The organism is Infirmifilum sp. (assembly GCF_049970975.1).
Classification (GTDB): domain Archaea; phylum Thermoproteota; class Thermoprotei; order Thermofilales; family Thermofilaceae; genus Thermofilum; species Thermofilum uzonense.
Window position 1 is genome coordinate 52,742 of record NZ_JBMFLX010000002.1, and the last position, 19,500, is coordinate 72,241.

The following is a 19,500-nucleotide window of genomic DNA, read 5'->3' on the forward strand; positions in this document are numbered from 1 at the left end:
CATGTATCTCGATAACTTTGGATAGTCGGGCTTTTCTCCTCTTCTTCTAAGCCTCTTAAAGCTCCTGGGATCATGGATAGAAGAAGAGTAGGCTTAGCGTAGTACAAAGATACTATATCCGTCTTTTTCACATTTGTATTTGAAGCATAATTTTGTCTGTTTCATGTTTGAATATTTGACGTACATGAGAAGGTTGATAGTATCCGTATTGCTCGTAATCTTGCTAAGCAGTGTAGCTGCTATGATACTTGCAGCAGAGACTACACCCGTGTTTTATGCGCGTGTAGACTATTTGCTCAGAACCGAGGAGAACGTCGAGCTTGACTTTGGAAGCAAGAGCATAATAAAGCTCTCCAGTTATGCCGCTCCCCCGGGATTCACGCTCGAATCTTTTACCGTAGTGTTCGAAGGAAAAACTCCAGCTCAAGTGATCCCGATCGAATATGATAAGATAAGTAAAAACATGGATGTTTTGACGTCTGTCACCTCGTTTTCTGGAGAGATAACTTTAGGTAGTAATGGCTACAACGGTACGGTGAAGGCTAAGCTGGTAACAGTCTTCAAGAGGAGCAGTTGGGTTCCTCTACAAGACAACTTAACTATCGATACGAGCGAGTTCAAGGATACTGGGCTCCAGGTAGTCGTAAAAGTCACCATTGACAATTACGCGCCCTATGCCGTCAAATCCGTGACTGACCCGAAAGGGAATGAGCTCACAAGCCTTAGTATGCAGGACAAGCTTCCCGCTGGGGCCTTCAAGGTAGATCCTAAGCACGTAGAATTTGATGCTACGACGATAGGCTTCGGGAAGTACAAAATAGCTTTTAATGTGGGGGACGACTACAAGCTGCCAAACAGCTTTCTCGTAATTGAGGATCGATACATGGAGGTCACTATTCCGGCCAAGACTTCTAAAAACTACATGTTGAAGAGCAAGGCAGGCTGGAACACCCTGGGCTTCATTATCGTCTTATACTCAGTCACTCCAGGTCCCCTTTCAAGTGACGCTCGCGTAACAGGCGCTCTAGTTGACAAGGCATTCGAGAGGAGTGAAGAATTCGAAATAAGGGGAGCATCTCTCTTAATACCACCCTTACTGATGAACTACTGGATAAAGGCCTTCCTCGTTTACGGTAACTCAGCCGTCATCTCCAATAACGAGGGACATGATATCCAAGCCATCGTGATACCGATCTATTACAGACAAATAGGAACATGGACGCCCAAAGGGCTTGTAGCCACCATAAACAAGAAAGACGTGGCTGATGCTTATAGTGCGTACTTGGTAGTACAGGTACCAACAATCGCTACCATTCAATCGATAACACTACCTGGAGGCCAGAAGATCGAGGGAGTCGAGAGCTTCACATCCAACTGGCTTGGGACTTGGCGCAGTGCCGTGATTGAAAAGACTGAAGCATCAATACAGGTAAAGAACGGGGATAGTATAGAGGAGGGAGACTACTTTGTCGAGATATCATGGAAGCCGGTAAAGATGATATTCACTGATCCTAAAGGTAACCCCGTACCAGGTGTCCAAGTCTCTGTGGAAGGCCCACAGACCGCCCAGGTGGTAAGCGGGGTTGACGGTGTAGCGTCAATTAACGTCTATACACCAGGAGTTTACAGTATCAGGGCTAACTTCAAGGGTTCAACTATTGCTGCACTGACTCTTGGAACACTGATAGACACTGACTTCAACATAGAGTGCAAGGTATACAGGTTGACTGTAAACGTGAAAAACGCACTGGGCAACCCTATCGCCGGAGCCTCAGTCACTATAACTAACGGCAACTATACACAAACCTTGGAGAGCGACTCTTCCGGAAGCGTGGTCTTCAACCAGATGCCAGTAGGAGTGTACACCGTCACGGCACAGTACAAGAGGATAACATCATCGATGAAAGTCACACTCGACGGTGACAAGAATGTCGACATAAACACTGGCATACTCTTCGATATACCCTTCGTAGGGCCTGTTACAGCCATGGAAGTAGCAGCTGTCTCTGCTGCAGCGGCGGTGACTTCGGCGCTGTTCTTCAGGCCTAGGAAGGAAGAGGAAGTGGCCGAAATAGAGATCGGCTGAACGCTCGGAGGATAAGATGAGCGGTCATCCCAAGAAAAAGTGTAGTTTATTCTTTTTACCGCTTGTTTGTTTATCTCCTGGTTTTTCAAAATCAGATTTTCTCGCTAAGCTTCAAGGGTTTGGATTTAGTCCCAGTGAAAGTAATGGTGGTGTCATAAGCTTTACACTTGAAGGCTTCGATATTACTCTAGAATACACTGGGGGCGTGATAAGGGCCTGTTCGGAGAGCGAAAAAGCTCTAAAGATATTTAGGAAGACAATACTGGATCATTTTCTCTTGGAGTGTCGCGATAACCCTGAGGTTATACTTGTATTATCGGATGGTAAGCAGATTGAAGCGTACCCTGAAATGGGACTTGGCTCATGGTTTTTCCAGGCAACACAAAATCTAGTCCCCGTCTTTCTTATCATTGCATCCGTCGCTCTCCCCATTCTCTTCAGCCTATATGGGATTGCGACACCTTTGCTAGCCTCGCTTGTGACAATAATGGCCTTGCTCGTTTTCCTGTCAATACTTCCACTTGTCTATCGTGGGTCAAGCTGTATAAGGGTTCCTCGGGACTCTAAAACTCTCTTCCTTGTTCGAGTGCAGCTTAACGGACTATCAAGCGAGGATGTAACACTCTTAGCTATAGTGAAACACATTCTTTCACGGGAAAGAAGAGTTCTAGACGAAGAGAGAATAAAGAGATTGTTGGATGACATAGGGTTAAGTTATGAGAGGGTAACTGTTGAAGAGATAAGCCTTGCTGATATTCTGCAATCCGTGTGTAAAAAAGTTGGGGTGAAAGCTGATTTGTGTATTGTGCCCTCTTCTCGAAGGAACGCTTACGCTTTGGGTTTAATCCCAAAGCTTGCGAGGATATATTTGACTGTGGGCTTGTTATTGGATTTGAGCCAAAGGGAGGTCGAGGCGGTTCTGGCTCACGAGCTAGCCCACCTCAAGAACAGGCACATATTAAAGGTTTTTTCGCTACTCAGCCTAGAGTACATTGTGAGAACTTACCTTATTACGTCATTTTATGTATTGTTTCCAGTAATCGCAGTGTACTTGCTCGCATACATGTATGTTGTCTCCCGCCTTCTATGGAGGATAGAATTCGCCGCCGATCGAGAAGCGGCACAAGCTTCCGGTGCAGAAAACCTGGTTAGCGCACTGGTAAAGCTGGAGTATCCCGCGCTTCTCAGAAGCGAGAAACCACTAGAAAGGTTAAAATCACGGTGTATCCCTTCGTCTCATCCCCATCCTTTGAACAGGATACTTTACGTTCTCTCTCTTAAGTAATCTTGTAATACGTTTGTAATAGAATTGAAGCTAAGATTTGCCAAGTTTAACCTGGATTTTTACTTCAACGCCATACGTATAGATGTATGCGTAGTCAGGTTATCAAAGCATTAGAGGTTGTCGAGGATCTCCTCGAAAGCGAGGATCTTCCAGACAAGCATAGGAAAGCTCTCTTACAGATCCAGAAATATCTTCTCACCGCATTGGACAGTGTTGTAGATGTGAAAAGCAAGGTTCGAGATATTACTTACACGCTTCAAGAGCTGGCCGAGACGCTGGGCCTCGAAGTTAAGCTCTCATCTCCAAGGTTGCTCTTGGAGGACGAGGACCTCGTCAAAACTATTAGTGAAAGCGCGATGGCAGACATAGAGATAGAGGGCGAGAAAGCCATAATAAGAAAACTCGTAGCGGCTCAGCAGACCACACAGGCGTAGGAGAGGCAACTACTCCTTTCCCGGTGTGCCTACTCTAAACAAGCCTCATCCGCAATCTTAAATAGTTAGCTGTGCAGCGTGAAGTGTGTGAGTCGGTCTAAACCTAGAAGGGTGTCTTCACGGGAAGCTCCAGTGGATCCTGTAAATGAAGAGTTTCGGAGAAAGAGGATGAAGGCTCTTATAATAGGACTTACGTTAATACTGTCTCCCCTGCTATTCATTATTGCTTATTTTCTGGCGCCCGGCTATGATCATATGTATTCAATCATGGCAGTTGTTCTTGCCGGTCTTGGACTACTTTTGATGAACTATTATCTTCAGGAGGCCTACAACTATAAGCTTTACATGAAATTAGCAGGGCTTCTTACTCAGAGGACAGAGCAGCCGATACCGACTCTACAACAGGCTCAACCTCAACCCCAGCCTTCACGCGTTCAGAGCCCCCTAAAGCCCGTACACCCGGGTGTCCCCCAGCAGGCCCCGCAACGACGTGTCCCGCAGCAGCCAGCCGTTTTACAAAGCGCCTCAGACATGTTGTTACAACAGCCGCAACAAGCTAGGGGGGAAGCTCGAGTATCAGCTTATGCAAGACCGCAGCAGCCTTTACAGAAGCCTGTTCAAGCGCGACAACCTAGCATTGAGACTCAACCTATTCAGCCATCCAGGCAGGGAGTTAAGGTTTGTCCCCACTGCGGGCGTGAACTGCCTTACGGCGACCTTCACCTAATATGTCCCTTCTGCGGTGCCCCCCTCAAGTAGACTTCTCCTTGTGTATTATCAGAGCTGCTGAGACTAGTATTGCGATCACTACTAACCACATGCTAGGAGGGCCTTGAGTATCCTCTCTAATCTTTACAGTATAGCTAACCCTCGATGCGCCGTTAGGCGCGAAGATCGCTAGGAAAGTGTCTGGAGTGGACTTCTTAATCCACCCCATGACTATTATATTGTCGAGCTGGTTCACTGCAGAGCCCCTAGTGAAGTCGGGAAAAACTGGTGCAGTGTTAGCAGTTAAATCGATCGGGAAGACGTAGCCTGAGGAGTTTATCATGGTAAAAACGTGCGGCTCTACGGCGTAGAGGGTATAGGTCCACTTATCGATGTTTTGGGTTATGTTCCTCTCAGGGATAAAAACATAGGCATAAGCCAAGTAAGCATCAACCCCACCAATCCTAAGCAGTGCAGTGAGCAATGCATGGATATCTGCGCAGGCCCCTTCTCTCCGCGACAAAGTCACCCCGGGGCATTGAACACCACCTAAAGTGTTCGCGGTATATTTGATGTTTCTATAAACCCAATCGGCTGATCTTGAAACATACTCTCGAATATTGGTTGAGGCGGCTTTTATTTCCCGTCCTATGCTTAGTAGACTTGTAAAGTTTGCGTTCTGTGCTTTGCATGCCCAAAATTGGGATTTGGAAAGTTCAGTTATGTTAGCGGGATACCCCTCGACGTCAGAGGGCATCTCAGCCACCTTACGAAATGGCGGACGTATTACCTCAACTGTTTGTACAAGCGTTATGTTCACCTTTCCCGCGAATGATAGTGGGCCAGGATACGCAAACTTGTTTCCGTCCTCGTCTTTCACCATGGAAAACGCAGTTGTCCTCGAATTGATTAGCAAGGTGGCATTTTTTAATTCCTGCCAGCCAGGGATGTCGGGTGCGATGCGAAAGGCTCTAGCAAAAACATCTTTGTCCACAACGCCGTTTCCCTGAATTATCATCTGAGCTACAATTACGTAGCGTGTTTTGTTGTACTCGAGAGGTATGCTAGTGACCGCAAGCGCAATTAAGGCGACAGTGACTACCTCTTTAAGTATCATTGTCTTCATTGTAACTGGCTCTAAAACCATATTTTACAATTGCCGTTACTGAATGCCGTGATCTCGACCACATCTAGGTGTGGAAAAAAATTAATGTGTCTTATTTACAAGTCTCAAGGGCAGGTAAATCGCTATGAGTGATCGTAGGGGCTATATAGCCAGAATCTCTGGCCCTGTGGTTATAGGCAAGGGAATAAGCGACGTCAAGCTTGGCGAAGTTGTATACGTTGGACAAGAAGGCCTATTAGGGGAGGTTGTGCGAATAGGTCCAGACTACTTCGCAGCCCAAGTTTACGAGGATACAAGCGGGCTCCGACCAAAGGAGCCGATTATAGGAACAGGCAAACTCCTGGTGGCTGAGCTGGGACCAGGACTTATGGCAAGCGTCTTTGACGGCGTCCAGAGGCCCTTAGAGGATATACGAGAACTCGTGGGGCCATTCGTTAAAAGAGGTGTAAAGGTTAACCCTCTGCCTAGGAACAAGAAATGGCACTTTACACCAAGGGTGAGCAAGGGCACCCGCGTAGAAGCCGGAGACATCATTGGCGTAGTACAGGAAACCCCCCTTGTTGAGCACAGAATTATGATACCACCAGGTATGAAAGGACGCATCAAGGAAATAGTGCCAGAAGGTGATTATACCATTGAGGATCCTATTGCTACAATAGAGCTAGACGGGAGAGAAGCTGCCGTATATATGAGGCAGGAATGGCCTGTTAGGCAGGCTAGGCCCTATAAGGAGAGATTATCCAGCGAGGTCCCCCTTCTAATAGGTCAAAGGGTCATCGACACGTTCTTTCCCATAGCTAAAGGTGGCGCCGGCGCAATTCCCGGCGGTTTCGGGACAGGGAAAACTGTAACACTACATAAGGTGGCTATGCACAGCGACTCACAAATAGTGATATACATAGGTTGTGGGGAGCGAGGTAACGAGATAGCGGAAATGTTGATGGAGTTCCCTGAGCTTATAGACCCTAAGTCGGGTCGACCAATTATTGATAGGAGCATAGTGATCGCCAATACTTCAAACATGCCGGTTTCGGCTAGGGAGGCCTCCATATACATGGGAATAACCATAGCTGAATACTATAGAGATCAGGGATACGATGTAACGCTCATCGCAGACTCCACCAGCCGATGGGCCGAAGCCCTGCGGGAGATAGCTGGGAGGCTAGGCGAGCTCCCGGTTGAGAGGGGGTATCCGGCTTATCTTCCAGACAAGATCGCCGAGTTCTATGAGAGAGGTGGTCGTGTTAAGCCTTTAGGGACACCAGAGAGAACAGGCTCTGTTACTGTTTTAGGTGCTGTGTCACCGCCGGGAGGAGACTACAATGAGCCAGTCACCATACACACCTTGAGATTTGTTGGCGTAATGTGGGCGCTCGATACGGATCTAGCATACAGGAGACACTTCCCAGCTATAAACTGGCTTAGAAGTTTCAGCCAGTATGCCGACATCGTTGAGAGATGGTGGGTCAAGAACGTCTCACCTGAGTTTCCTCAATATAGGAGAAGAGCCCTTCGACTAATGACTGTTGCTAGCGAGATCGAAGCCATAGCCTCTGTTGTGGGTGAGGGAGCTCTCCCTGACGACCAACGCTTAATTCTCTTAACCTCCGAGATAATTAAGGAGGGTTTCCTAAGGCAGACAGCTTTAACCGGTGAAGACGTTTTCTGCAAGCCTGAGAAACAGTACTGGATGTTAAAGATGATGATAGACTTCTTCGACAAGGCCTACGAGCTAGTAAAGAAGAGGGTCTCAATAGAAGAAATCACTAAGCTGCCTGAGGTATATGAGATGATGAGAGTAAAAGAGGACGAGCGCGGACTAGAAGCCGTTAAAGAGCTCTACAACCGAATTATGCAGAAACTAGACGAGATAGCTGAGAGGCATGGGGTTCAAGTTTCCATACCTGTTGGTGGGGTGGTGGGGAGTGCCTGATGAAGTAATCAGTAGCATTTTAGAACGATACCCCGGGAAGATATACCGCGGAGTAAAGGAGATCCGCGGAAGCCTATTGATACTTGATGGTGTAGAAGACGCCGCGTACGACGAGGTAGTAAAAATATATGGGAAAGACAAAAGGGAGAGATTCGGCAGAGTCCTCGAGACAAGCATAGGAAGTGCTGTAGTCCAGGTCTTAGGCGACCGAGAGGGACTCGAAACGGATACCCTCGTGAAGTTTACAGGGTCAACATTTAAGATAAGAGTCTCTGAAGACATTCTAGGTAGAATCTTTAACGGGCGCTTCGAGCCGATAGACGGCCTACCTCCAGTCATAACGGGCGAGCTTCGCGACATCACAGGCGAACCAATAAACCCTGTTGCCAGGGAGTACCCTCACGACTTCATCCAGACAGGCGTCTCCGTGATCGACGGCCTCTTCAGCATAGTTAGAGGACAAAAATTACCCATATTTAGCGTCTCAGGACTACCTCATAACCTCCTGGCAGCACAGGTTGCAAGGCAAGCAACAGTCCGAGGTGAGGGGGAAAAGTTTGCCGTAGTCTTCGCTGGTTTAGGCCTCAGGAAGACAGAAGCAGAGTTCTTTATGGAACAATTCCGCGAGACTGGAGCTATAGAAAGACTTGTAGCTGTTCTTAACCTTGCCGACGATCCAGCTGTTGAGCGGCTTATGACCCCGAGAATCGCGCTGACCGTGGCCGAGTACCTTGCATTCGACCTGGACATGCATGTACTCGTCATAATGTCTGACATGACTAACTATTGTGAAGCCCTGCGCGAGGTAAGCTCTGCGAGGGGCGAAATCCCGGGTAGAATGGGATATCCTGGATACATGTACAGTGACCTTGCAACCCTCTATGAGAGGGCAGGTATAATAAAGGGCAAGAAGGGGAGTATTACGCTCTTTCCCATCCTCACCATGCCCGGTGGAGACCTCAGGCATCCGATACCGGACCTTACGGGATATATTACTGAAGGTCAGATCTTTCTCAGCCAGGAGTTATATGCCCAAGGCATATATCCACCTGTTAACGTCCTCCCAAGCCTCAGCAGGCTCATGAAAGCGGGTATAGGTGCTGGAAAAACTAGAGAGGATCACAGGTACCTTGCCGACCAGTTATACGACGCATATTCCCGAGGCGTCAGAGCCAGGGATCTGGCGAGAATTATTGGAGAAATGGGACTCAGCGATCGAATGCGAAGGTTCCTCAAGTTTGCCGAGGAGTTCGAGAATAACTTTGTGAGCCAGGCGTTTCACGAGAACAGGAGCGTAGAGGAAACCCTTGACAGGGGATGGAAGGTTCTCGCGGTCCTTCCTGAAGAGGAGCTCGTAAGGATTCCAAGGAAACTAATCGAAAAGTACCATCCAGCATACAGGAGCTGAGAGCTATGGTGTTAAGCGAGCTGGCCTTTCTGCCAGCCTCAAGAGGAACTTTACAGCTCCTGCGAAGAAGACTCGAGCTCGTAAAGAGGGGGAAAGACGTCCTGCAGATGCGGCGCGACCAGCTAGCCAAAGAATTATTAAGCATAATGGATGAGCTTCAAAAGAGGCCGAAAGCAGAGCAGGAATTTATCCAGGCAGCGCGAAGAGCCGCTTTAATGCGTGTAGCTCGTGGAGAGTTCGAATTCAGGTCGGTATCCTCATTAGTAAAGCCTCCCAAAATTACAAGCATAATCGTGAGTTATCAAGGCATACCCGTCCCCCAGGCTAGGATTGTACACGATCCCGATTTTTCACAGATAACCGACCCGGACTACAAGGAGACAATCGAACAGCTATGGAACGCTGTTAAGACAATGATAGATGTCGCTAATAAGGAAGTGGCAGTTGAGAAGATCAGTGAACAACTCTTATACATAAATAGGGTTGTCAACAGTCTTGAGAAAAACCTAATACCGGCTTTAACAGATGTTCTCAGGAGGATTGAGGAGAGAGTTGTCGAGGAGGAGTTAGAAGACTTCGTCCGTGTAAAACTCCTAGGGGGTGTGTAAATGGAGACCTATGCGGCTGTTAGGGCACACGGGCTCAAATCGAGACTTCTGTCAAGGGGAGACTACGAGGACATTCTTAAAGGCGAGAAAAAACTGTCGGATTTCAAAGACTACTCTTCGATTCTCGACACAGATGCCCTTGATGCCAAACTTGAAAAAATCTATAGGGTATATGTGTCACGTCTCGAGACCATCTCTAAAGCGGGCCCCGAGATATCTGGATTCGTCCTAGCCTTACTCGACAAGCTTGAAGTCGAAAACATAAAGATACATTTACGTTACATTCTAGGAGCCCAGCGTCCAGTAATCTACTATCCTTATGGGCGTCATTTAGGCCCAGCCAAGCTCTCAACAATTAAGACGGAGGGCATGCTGTGGGAGGCTCTCTCAAGGACAGTTTACCAGGCTCCCTCTTCGCCCAACTTCACTACGCCGCTAGAATCTGAAAGAGAGCTTTTGCTGGATCTCTTATATTACAACTATCTGCTAAGAAAAGTCGAAGAGCTAAAAGTCTCGAATGACTCCAAAGAGGCTTTGCAGAACTTAATAAGGGAAGAGCTTGAGAAAAAGATATTGGTATGGTCCCGGGTAATCGATTCAAGTATTATTTTCAAGTTAGCAAGTTCTCTAAGATTCCGTGTAAGAATACCAGGCATTCCAGATGATTGGAAAAACCTAAAGACAACAGAGCTTATGCAAAACGTTGAGATGAGCCTCTTAAAGGATATTGAGGTAAAAATCAGCCTGAGGTTCCCCGTTAGTATCGGTTTCGTCTACTACTATAATGCGCTCGCTTTCCTGGAGGCGAGAAACCTGGAGAAAATCATCATTGGAAAAGAGCTAGGGTTTCCAGAAGAAGTTATTCTCAGAAACCTAATTCTTGTGTAGTCTTTTTATCGACCGTTTCAACTCCTGTTGAGAATACTATGTTGATATAAGCAACACCGATAATAAATAATATTTAGTCGTCTTGAAATTCAACATGGTGAGTCGGATTTGCCCAATGAACTTAAGCCGTTCTTTGAGCCGAGTGGAATAATACTCGTCGGCGCTTCTAGGGAGGAAGACAAGCCTGGACACGTGATATTCAAAATTCTTCTAGAAAACTATGAAAAAGGGGTTCTACGCGTACCCATTTATCCGGTTAATCCCAATGCTGACTCAATCCTCGGACATAAGGTGTATAAAAGCATAAAGGATGTTCCCAGCGGGGCAGATCTTGCAATCATAGTTGTTCCAGCGAAGATAGTTCCGGCTGTTGTTCGAGAGCTAGGCGAACAAGGAGTGAAAGCGGCCGTAATTATTTCCTCTGGTTTCAGTGAGATAGGCCGTGTGGATTTAGAAGAAGAACTCGTCAGGGAGGCCAGGAGCAAGGGAGTCAGAATTCTAGGGCCAAACTGTGTTGGCATATATTCCCCGTGGAGCGGCCTAGACACGATTTTCCTCCCATACACTAAGAAACTAAAGGATGGTAGAGAGATACTTAGCGCGCCTAGACCCACGCGTGGCCACGTAGCCCTAATCTCGCAGAGTGGTGCAGTCGGCACGGCAGCATTAGACTATATGCACGGCGAAGGAATAGGTTTGTCATACTTTTTCAGCATAGGAAACAAGGCAGACATAGACGAGGTTGAGTTAATTAGAGAGTTAGGCGAAGATGATAAGACCAGGGTTATTCTACTCTATGTTGAAAGCATCAAAAGGGGGAGAGAATTCGTAGATACAGCTGAAAAAGTTTCACTAAAGAAACCAATAGTCGCTATGAAGGCGGGGAGAACCCAGGCCGGTAAGAGGGCAGCCGCGTCTCATACAGCATCACTTGCAGGATCAGATGAGATTTATGAGGCCGCCTTCAGGCGCAGTGGCGTTATACGCGCCCAGGACATAGAAGAGCTTTTTGACTTCGCCAAGGTATTTGCAAGCCAACCCCCTCCCAGGGGTCCAAGAGTAGGTATAGTAACTGACGGCGGCGGAGCCGGCGTTATGGCAACAGACATGGCAGAGATGCTTGGATTACAGGTTCCGGAGCTCAAGCTAGAGGCGCGTTTAAAGCTCGAGGAATTGAAAAAGAATGGTATAATACCGGAGTTTGCCCAAATATCTAATCCTGTTGACCTAACAGGCTCGGCTTCTAGCGAAATGTTCGTAGAAGCCACTAGGATATTACTGGAGAGCTCAGAGGTCGACATGGTAGCTATTCTAGCTTTACACCAAGTTCCTGGAATACCTGACCCAGTAGAACTTGCCAAAGAACTCTCAAGGCTAACAAAAGAGTATTCTAAACCCGTTGTAGCCGTAGATACCGGTTGGAGCGAGGCGGCGATCCTCGAGCGCAAAGAGTTCGACAAGAACGGGATTCCAGCATATCCTACACCCGAAAGGGCGGTTAAGGCATTATGGGCCTTGTATAAATACGGCGAATTTCTGAAAAGCAAAAACTCTTTAGAAAGATATATCGAGAGCTTTCTTGGCGGAAAATATAAAAATTGAATTATATAAAGAATTATATAAAAAGGTTTTTGGGAGTTAGAAATACACACAATTATTTATATTTGCAACCTAGATTCTAATCACCGGGATCAATTTGATTACGCCTGAACCTCTCAACAAATTCAGGGTAGCTGTTCCATCAGAATACGAGGTAAACCTCCTAGACGCTCTTACATCTGTAGGTGTTGTCCACCTTGAAAGCACGATGGAGGCTAGAAGCGTACTCCCCCCTATGCTCGTCGACGTTTTAGAAGGAAAAATATCTCCCCAGACACTCGATGTGAATGAGGCGCTAGACGTCGCTAGAAAAGTTTTGAGACCAGACGATATTCTCCTTAAGCAAATCGAGGAGAAGGTCGAGTATTATAAACAGCTTTTGAAACTAAGGAAAATTGTTGACAGGCTGTATGAAGTAGGCGTCTCCCCTGAAGATATGGGCAAGGAGAAACTAGGGTTAGTTACTGATTTAATTATTGTTACTGACGAGAATTTACACGACGCGATATCCTCATTTCTCTCTATAGGAGCAATCGTTCGCCGAGGAAGGATATCCGAATATGAGCACGCCCTTCTTCTCATATACAAGAGAGACCTTAAAGAAAAAGTAGAGGAGTTAAAGAAAACATACTCTAGACCTTTAGAGCTGCCCTCGTGGTTTTACGACAAACCTGAAATTGTCTTAAAGAGGATTAACGAGGAGGAGTATGAGCTCCGTGAGGAGTTGCATCATCTACTAGTGGAGGTTGCAAATGTTCTTCGTGATGCCTTCGAGTTTGAAAAAGCTTCTAGGCTAGAAGTAATAGGTAATGCTTATAGGGCTTTAAAAGAGCTTAGAAAGAATAAGGAAGCTTTAGCTGACATCCTGTATACTTATGCCTCTCTTCAACTAGCCTACAAGGAGTGCAAGGAAAACGGAAAAGTTTTACCTCGCTTGAAAGTAGCGAAAGAGTACTGTGAACTTGTACAATCTGTTCTAGAAGAAAAAGTCTTTACTAAAGAGAGAATTGAGAAGCTGGCACGACTACCTCCATTCAGTAGAGATTATCAATCAATTTCGAACAGCATAGTACTTCTCAACAAATACGTAGGTAGCCTGAGCATCCTTAAAGAAGCTTTGACAAAAGGTACTAGCGATTTCTGCATTAATAATAAAATCGTTGTTTCTTATGGGGATGAAAGTCTTAAAGAGCTCTGTGAAACTGAAACGCTTAGACTTTATGGTGCTGCTGAGGTCCAGAAGGGTAGTGTTGGATGGGGCTATGGCTGTATTTTATCAATTCCTGAGACCCTAGAGGAGACTTTTCCAGAAGTTCTTAGATCAAAATATAATGCACTCGTATTTGTAACGAGATGTGATAAAACAGATCTTGAATCACTTCTCCAGGAGCTTAGTAAGAAGAAGCAGGCGGTAAAGAATTCTCTTATAGCAAGGATTCTTAAGACAACTTTAATTTATTTTAAAGTTGATTTGCGAAAGGTAGCTGAGGTGCTGGGTGATGATGAATTCCTAAATCTCGTAGAGCTTCACGAGAAAGCATTCGAGCATGTCCAGCCCAAACCTCTGCCCACAGAAGATCGTTTCACTTTTTTGAGAAACTTACTCACAAGTATAGATAGTGTTGTGGAGGATATTAAACATGCACAAGAAGAAATAAACAACATTCTCGAGCTTCCCTCTGAGGTAATACTATCAAAGCTCGCTACTCAAAAAATGCTCTTAAGAGACATACTGCAGAAGATAGGTGAGTATCTCTCCTATGAGACGGTCCTTGAAGCTATGCACAGGGCACAGCCACTTCTCAGCGAGATAAGAGTATTTAGGACAAGAAGGATAACATATGTTGAAGGATACATACCAGTAAGATATCAAGAGTCTCTTAGACGAGAACTTTCAAGTAGGGTTCCAAGGCTCTTGTATCTAAAGTTCGACGAAGTCAAGAGAAGTGAAAAAGCCCCTTCGTACATCGAGAACAAAGGGCTAAAGAAATACCTCTACAGGCTTACCTCGATGCGCGGGACTCCCAGTTATTGGGAAATCGACCCAACCATCATCTTCACAGGACTCTTCACGATAATGTACGGCATGATGTTCGGAGATGTTGGACAAGGACTACTCCTAATGATTTTCGGATTATTCATGCTGAAAACCAAATATCCGCTACTAGGTATAAGCCGTGAAGGGGCAGGCACTCTCGGGGCATTAGCAACCCTCGCAGGTATCTCAAGCATGATATTTGGAGCCATGTATGGATTCATGTTTTTCTTGAAGCCTCTTGCAACGCCTATTCTAAGCCCGATTCACGGTGTATATGAGATAATAGCGGTAGCGCTATGGTTCGGCGTTTTACAATTACTGCTGGCGATGGTGCTCAACGTCTTGAATCTACTGCGCTTCGGAGACACGCTAGGCGCGATTTTCAGTGGAATGGGTGGCATGGGCATCTTGTTCTATTCTTCGGGTGTAGCCATAGCGTACAAGCTCGCATTGAACAACTTTAACTTCTCCGCACTCGCTTCCCCGGATGTAACGTTACTCCTAAGTCTAGTAGTCTTATCATTAATAGTTGTTCTCTCATTCGGAATATACGAGACTATAACTTCACACCATAAAGAGAAACTCATGCACGCTCTTTCGGAAGTTATCGAGATGATAATAGCATTTCCAGCGAACTCTCTGTCATTTATACGACTAGCGGCTTTTGCGATGGCCCATGAGGCTTTCAGCATATTGGCCGAAAACATGGCTTTAATGGTTGGTGGCCTGGCAAGCTACTTGGTAGCAAACTTCCTGGTTTTAGGCATCGAGGCTTTAGCTGTGGGTATCCAGGCCTTAAGGCTAACGTATTATGAGTTCTCGACAAAGTTCTTTAAAGGTGAGGGCATTGAGTTTAAACCAATTGGTTATTTGTCACAGGCTGTAAGCGAATAATATTTTTATAGATGGTCTAGTATGAGGAATCCTGTTATGAACGTAAGAAAGGCGATGTTAATACTATTAGCGATTAACATTGTTATACTCGCAGTATCTCTTAGCGTCTTTGCTTCAACAGTTACTAAGGTCTCAAAGAGCATAGAACCAGCTCAAGAAGCCCCCGCAAAGACGTTACAAATGGCTGATGCCATAGCCCTGCTAGCTGGAGCAATCGCTGTTGTCGGATCCACCGTGGCATCTAGTATAGCGTTAAGGGCTGTTGCAACTGCTGGCTTTGCAGCAGCGGCTGAAAAACCCGAGTTGACGACATGGATGCTCATCATGGGAGGTCTAGCTGAAGGTATTGCTGTGTACGGACTTCTACTGGCTATACTCATTCTAGGAAAAATATAAGCTCCAGTATTAGCTTTGATTTTTCTTGTTTAAATTATCTCTTACCGAAACATAGGGAAGTTATAAACTTTATCTGTCAGTCATACCTTTTATCTCTGTCACCTCAGTGTCACACTAGAAATAAATAACCTATACGAAAAACTTACACATGACAATGGAATTTACTTCAAAAATAGTAAAACTGAGATGAATCTATATGCGTGAATTCCTTTTATCTTTATATTTTTGTATTATATTTAATTTAAAAATAGAAGATGCGATAAAACCAAAAACATTAACTTTCAATCTATACCCCTTATCGTTTATTATTATCCAAAGAGACATGGTCTTCTAGACTCACATGGTTACTCCAGTCGTTTTAAGACATGAAGATGAAATAATTAGACTTGAGAGAAAGTATCTTTCAGACCTGGATTGGGAGAAGCATGAGAATGCTAATCACAACGTAAGCTATAGTAACTTTCGCAACTATCTCTTCGAGAAGCTCGTAGAGACCCCAGAAGTACTTAAAAAATATATTCCTCCTGTCGCCGTCGAGCAGCATTATAGGGGAGATTTACACATTCACAAGCTTCCTGACAGCTTGTGGATTCCCTACTGTGCTGGCTGGAGCTTTAAGAAAATATTACAGCTTGGTTTAAAGACGCCCACCATCGTCTCGGCTCCCGCCAAACATTTCGACACCGCCGTGGCACACCTCACTAATTTCTTCTTCATGGGGGCTCAGGAGTGGACCGGAGCCCAAGCTGTAAGTGCATTCGACTTGTACGTAGCACCCTTTGTTGAGGCGGATTCGCTTGAGTTTACACGGATCAAACAAATATTGCAGGGGATGCTTTTTGAACTTAACTATCCTGCACGTGCAGGTTACCAGTCACCTTTCACAAACATTACACTAGTTTTGGACACAAGCAAGGATATGCTTGAGGGCGAGGCTATAATCGGGGGAATTAAGAGTGGAAGCCTAGGAGATTATATAGACGAAGCAATAAAGGTCGACAAGGCGCTCTTCCAGTTGTACGCTGAAGGGGACGCGATTGGACAGCCATTTACTTTCCCGATACCGACGTTGATGCTTACAAAGAATTTTGACTGGAATAACCGAAGGTGGGACGGGCTCACTGATTTAATATTTGAGACTCTTGCAAAGAAGGGATCGGCATACCTGCTTAACGGCTACTCAAGCAACGTTGAAGCCCTCTACGCGATGTGCTGTCGTCTAACAATTGACGTGAACCATGTTGTCTCAAAGGGTAACGGCTCCCTTACCTTAAGGCTAGACAAGGCGAGCCAGGAGGAAGCATTGGAAAAATTCCTTAAGTCAAGGGAAAGCTCTAGAACTTACGGAATATGGGCCTTACCAGACGCAACGGGAAGTATAGGCGTCGTAACCCTTAACCTGCCTAGACTTGCCCACCTTAGCAAGGGAGAGTGGACCGTATTCGAGGAATTATTAATTTCTCTCAGCGAAAGTGCACGAAAAGTCCTGCTAGCGTGGCGCAAAAGATATGAGGATACTATGAAGGCGGGCCTTATGCCGCTGACAAAGTTATACCTTGGACACTTGAGACATCACTTCAACACAATAGGAGTTATAGGTCTTCCCGAGGCCGCTGCTAACTTCATGAGGAATCCGAAGCTCTGGTTTGAAAGCTCTACAAGGGAGATGGAGGAAGCCATTATGATAGAGAAGAAAATGGTCTCAATGATAAGGAAGCTCGCAGAAGAATTCGAGGAAAGTGATGGTTATCTCTACAATGTCGAGGAGGTTCCAGGAGAGAGTACAGGCTATAAACTTGCTAAAGCTGACATTGAGATGTTCAAGGATGACTATGAGAAAGGCGAGCTCCTAATACCGTCAGACGGTATAAGTCCCTTCTACAGCAACAGTATAGTACCCTACTATGCTGACGTTCCAATATACCAAAGAGCGATATGGGAGGGAGAGGTTCAAAAAGAGTTTACCGGCGGAGTCATGATGCATTTATTCCTCCACGAGCAGCCAGATCCCAAGGCCTTAAAGAACCTCATCTATCGAATAGTAACTAACACCAAAGTAGTCTACTTCAGTATAACACCAACAATCACAGTTTGCAAGAAGTGTGGCAGAAGCGTTACAGGATACGTTGACAGCTGTCCTTACTGCGGAAGCGCCGAATTAGAACACTGGAGTAGGATAGTAGGCTACTACAGACCCGTTAGCAACTGGAACCCTGGCAAGAAGGCCGAGTTTAAGCTAAGAGTCACTTATTGACTCCAAGCTATTTTCAATCATCACTCATACTAGGTCTTGGATTTCCCTCTTCTTGTTCTCAACAAGCAGTGCCCTAGGATTTTCTATAGGATAGAAACGACAACTAAATATACTGATCAATTTACCATCAAAGAAAATCTTGTATCCTTCTGGGAAGGGTTCATGTGCTCTCACTATGAACTTTAGACCACTTTCCTCTAGGAAGCTCTCAACAGGCTTTCTTCCATAAAGGTATATCCCCCACCCCCTGGGACTCGGTGCAAAGTCCTCAACTTCTTCGCTTGGGTCATTCCAGAGCATCTGAAAAATGATCTCGTCGTCGATATTATGCTCACTCTTGGGTAGATTCTCGATCTGATTAGCACTATACAGCCCCTTTGCAATACCGCCGTGAACAGCGAAGATCTCGTTGTTTACGGTGGCTGCAACGCTCATGTTCGAGAAGACTTTAAGCATGAGTTCGTACACCTCGTAATCGTAATAGTTTAGCATTTCTCTTAGGAAGCCGTAAACCTCGTTCATCTCTCTTGACTCGTGATTTCCTCTCAGTAGGAACACTTTGTCGGGATACTCTCTCTTTGCCAAGAGTAATAGTTCTATGTTTTCGATTTGGAATTTACCTCTATCAACATAGTCGCCTAGGAATACCTTCACGCTTGCATCGCTTTTAAGGGCTTTAATACTCGACTCTACGTCTCCATGAGTGTCTCCCACAAACAGAATTCTTGGAGCTTCTATCTTGATCAACTGTTCTTCACTCTTCAGTATAGTGGTGACATCGTCCAGAAGTTCAATTAAGGAGTCTCTTCCTAGGGGGCGAAGCTCTTTTAAAAAATCCTCAAAAGATTTGCTTGTGCTCACGCGTGTAACCCGTGCACGCTTATAAAGGGTTACCCCTACAATAGACTATGCCTCGAACTCTTCTGACAAAGTTTTTACATCCATAGCATTGTAGAAAAGCCACTGTTTTATTCAATACAGGGCAGTCTACGGCCTCCTTTTTCATTTGACTTATCATCTTCTTTGACAAAGCCTTGCTTAACTGCTCTACGAGTTCCTTGTCAACACTCATAGCCGTTTCTAGCTTTTTCACTGGAATTTCATACTTGTAGTCCTGCATGGACACAAGACTATCCAGGATTCACATGATTTTATCTTTAACTTTCCTAACTGGTTCAGGAATCCTAATATCTGAATAACCTATTTTTTAGGAACAAATAAATATCGGAATTATCTCCATTTTAAGCTATGAGCGACCTCACATGGTTTATTTATGCACTTCTCGACGCATTTTTCGCTGCCCTAGCAACGATTTTAGCCAAGATGGGGTTGTCCAGAGTAGATCCTGTCGTCGCTACAGGCCTCAGATCCATCGTGATGATGATATTTACCGTTTCCCTTATGCTTGTCATTAGGGATAAGGCGCTTATATCAAGCCTTACGTCGAGAGAGATATTATTTATAATTTTGAGTGGTGTAGCAGGAGCTCTCTCATGGTTGCTCTACTTTGTAGCGTTACAATACGGTAAAGCCGTCAATGTCGCAGTTGTGGACAGGTCCAGTATTCTCTTTATCGTCATATTAGCGGCGTTAATTCTCGGCGAAGAGATCACGTTGAAAAAGGGGATTGCGGCGCTCCTCGTTCTTATAGCCCTAATTCTCATTTCACTGTAACTTGGAAGCCTTGACTATCACTTTTCTTAATTCACGTCTCAACCGCCAGTGATGGTATTCTATGGCGATTATTACTATCGCGACAATCAAAGCAATGGTTCCGATGACCAACCCTATGAAGTCCCATAGACCTAAAACTATTTCGGGCACAAATTGTTACTCCTAGAGG

The 19,500-nt window shown here is 45.5% G+C and carries 17 protein-coding genes; 13 read left to right on the forward strand and 4 right to left on the reverse strand.

What is annotated here, in order from left to right; all coding sequences use genetic code 11:
- Positions 1 to 163: 163 nt before the first annotated feature.
- The 4 genes from ACP5KC_RS01015 (at position 164) to ACP5KC_RS01030 (ending at position 4,564) form a co-directional block, all read left to right on the forward strand.
- Positions 164 to 2,086, forward strand: a complete 1,923-nt coding sequence (locus tag ACP5KC_RS01015) for a carboxypeptidase-like regulatory domain-containing protein (protein ID WP_428286733.1) — start codon at positions 164 to 166, stop codon at positions 2,084 to 2,086.
- 16 nt (positions 2,087 to 2,102) lie between these two features.
- The gene (locus tag ACP5KC_RS01020) at positions 2,103 to 3,371 is read left to right on the forward strand and encodes a M48 family metallopeptidase (protein WP_424740298.1); all 1,269 of its coding nucleotides are present in this window, start codon (positions 2,103 to 2,105) and stop codon (positions 3,369 to 3,371) included.
- A gap of 86 nt (positions 3,372 to 3,457) precedes the next feature.
- Positions 3,458 to 3,805 carry a hypothetical protein gene (locus tag ACP5KC_RS01025; protein ID WP_052884781.1) on the forward strand — a complete coding sequence of 116 codons (348 nt, stop codon included), beginning with the start codon at positions 3,458 to 3,460 and terminating at the stop codon, positions 3,803 to 3,805.
- Positions 3,806 to 3,892: 87 nt separating this feature from the next.
- Positions 3,893 to 4,564 carry a hypothetical protein gene (locus tag ACP5KC_RS01030; protein ID WP_428286734.1) on the forward strand — a complete coding sequence of 224 codons (672 nt, stop codon included), beginning with the start codon at positions 3,893 to 3,895 and terminating at the stop codon, positions 4,562 to 4,564.
- On the opposite strand, the gene ACP5KC_RS01035 is transcribed toward ACP5KC_RS01030, so the two are convergent.
- Positions 4,557 to 5,639: a transglutaminase-like domain-containing protein gene (locus ACP5KC_RS01035; RefSeq protein WP_273433550.1), complete on the reverse strand. Its 1,083-nt coding sequence runs from the start codon at positions 5,637 to 5,639 to the stop codon at positions 4,557 to 4,559. The two genes, ACP5KC_RS01030 and ACP5KC_RS01035, sit on opposite strands and share 8 nt — an antisense overlap.
- 124 nt (positions 5,640 to 5,763) lie before the next feature.
- Between ACP5KC_RS01035 and ACP5KC_RS01040 the strand changes: the two genes are divergently transcribed.
- The 8 genes from ACP5KC_RS01040 (at position 5,764) to ACP5KC_RS01075 (ending at position 17,657) form a co-directional block, all read left to right on the forward strand.
- A complete protein-coding gene (locus ACP5KC_RS01040) occupies positions 5,764 to 7,572 on the forward strand; it encodes a V-type ATP synthase subunit A (protein WP_052884784.1) in 1,809 nt (602 codons plus the stop codon).
- Positions 7,565 to 8,980, forward strand: a complete 1,416-nt coding sequence (locus ACP5KC_RS01045) for a V-type ATP synthase subunit B (RefSeq protein WP_236944879.1) — start codon at positions 7,565 to 7,567, stop codon at positions 8,978 to 8,980. The genes ACP5KC_RS01040 and ACP5KC_RS01045 overlap by 8 nt, the downstream gene beginning before the upstream one ends.
- 5 nt (positions 8,981 to 8,985) lie before the next feature.
- The gene (locus ACP5KC_RS01050; protein WP_052884785.1) at positions 8,986 to 9,588 is read left to right on the forward strand and encodes a V-type ATP synthase subunit D; all 603 of its coding nucleotides are present in this window, start codon (positions 8,986 to 8,988) and stop codon (positions 9,586 to 9,588) included.
- The gene (locus ACP5KC_RS01055; RefSeq protein ID WP_273433547.1) at positions 9,589 to 10,476 is read left to right on the forward strand and encodes a V-type ATPase subunit; all 888 of its coding nucleotides are present in this window, start codon (positions 9,589 to 9,591) and stop codon (positions 10,474 to 10,476) included.
- 108 nt (positions 10,477 to 10,584) lie between these two features.
- On the forward strand, positions 10,585 to 12,078 hold the full coding sequence (locus tag ACP5KC_RS01060; RefSeq protein WP_052884787.1) for an acetate--CoA ligase family protein: 1,494 nt from the start codon (positions 10,585 to 10,587) through the stop codon (positions 12,076 to 12,078).
- A 94-nt stretch (positions 12,079 to 12,172) separates the two neighbouring features.
- Positions 12,173 to 15,007: a V-type ATPase 116kDa subunit family protein gene (locus tag ACP5KC_RS01065; RefSeq protein WP_428286735.1), complete on the forward strand. Its 2,835-nt coding sequence runs from the start codon at positions 12,173 to 12,175 to the stop codon at positions 15,005 to 15,007.
- Between the two features lie 36 nt (positions 15,008 to 15,043).
- Positions 15,044 to 15,403 carry an ATP synthase subunit C gene (locus tag ACP5KC_RS01070; RefSeq protein ID WP_428286736.1) on the forward strand — a complete coding sequence of 120 codons (360 nt, stop codon included), beginning with the start codon at positions 15,044 to 15,046 and terminating at the stop codon, positions 15,401 to 15,403.
- Between the two features lie 340 nt (positions 15,404 to 15,743).
- Positions 15,744 to 17,657, forward strand: a complete 1,914-nt coding sequence (locus ACP5KC_RS01075; protein WP_273433015.1) for an anaerobic ribonucleoside triphosphate reductase — start codon at positions 15,744 to 15,746, stop codon at positions 17,655 to 17,657.
- A gap of 24 nt (positions 17,658 to 17,681) precedes the next feature.
- Here the strand turns inward: ACP5KC_RS01075 and ACP5KC_RS01080 are convergent, their stop codons facing one another.
- On the reverse strand, positions 17,682 to 18,518 hold the full coding sequence (locus tag ACP5KC_RS01080) for a metallophosphoesterase (RefSeq protein ID WP_424740308.1): 837 nt from the start codon (positions 18,516 to 18,518) through the stop codon (positions 17,682 to 17,684).
- Positions 18,519 to 18,537: 19 nt separating this feature from the next.
- Complete coding sequence (locus tag ACP5KC_RS01085) at positions 18,538 to 18,777, reverse strand: hypothetical protein (RefSeq protein ID WP_052884792.1); 240 nt, start codon at positions 18,775 to 18,777, stop codon at positions 18,538 to 18,540.
- A gap of 128 nt (positions 18,778 to 18,905) precedes the next feature.
- Here ACP5KC_RS01085 and ACP5KC_RS01090 point away from each other — a divergent pair, with 128 nt between their 5' ends.
- A complete protein-coding gene (locus tag ACP5KC_RS01090; RefSeq protein ID WP_052884793.1) occupies positions 18,906 to 19,331 on the forward strand; it encodes an EamA family transporter in 426 nt (141 codons plus the stop codon).
- On the opposite strand, the gene ACP5KC_RS01095 is transcribed toward ACP5KC_RS01090, so the two are convergent.
- Entirely contained in the window at positions 19,323 to 19,481 is a 159-nt protein-coding gene (locus tag ACP5KC_RS01095) for a hypothetical protein (protein WP_191118575.1), read from the reverse strand. The two genes, ACP5KC_RS01090 and ACP5KC_RS01095, sit on opposite strands and share 9 nt — an antisense overlap.
- Between the last annotated feature and the right edge of the window lie 19 nt (positions 19,482 to 19,500).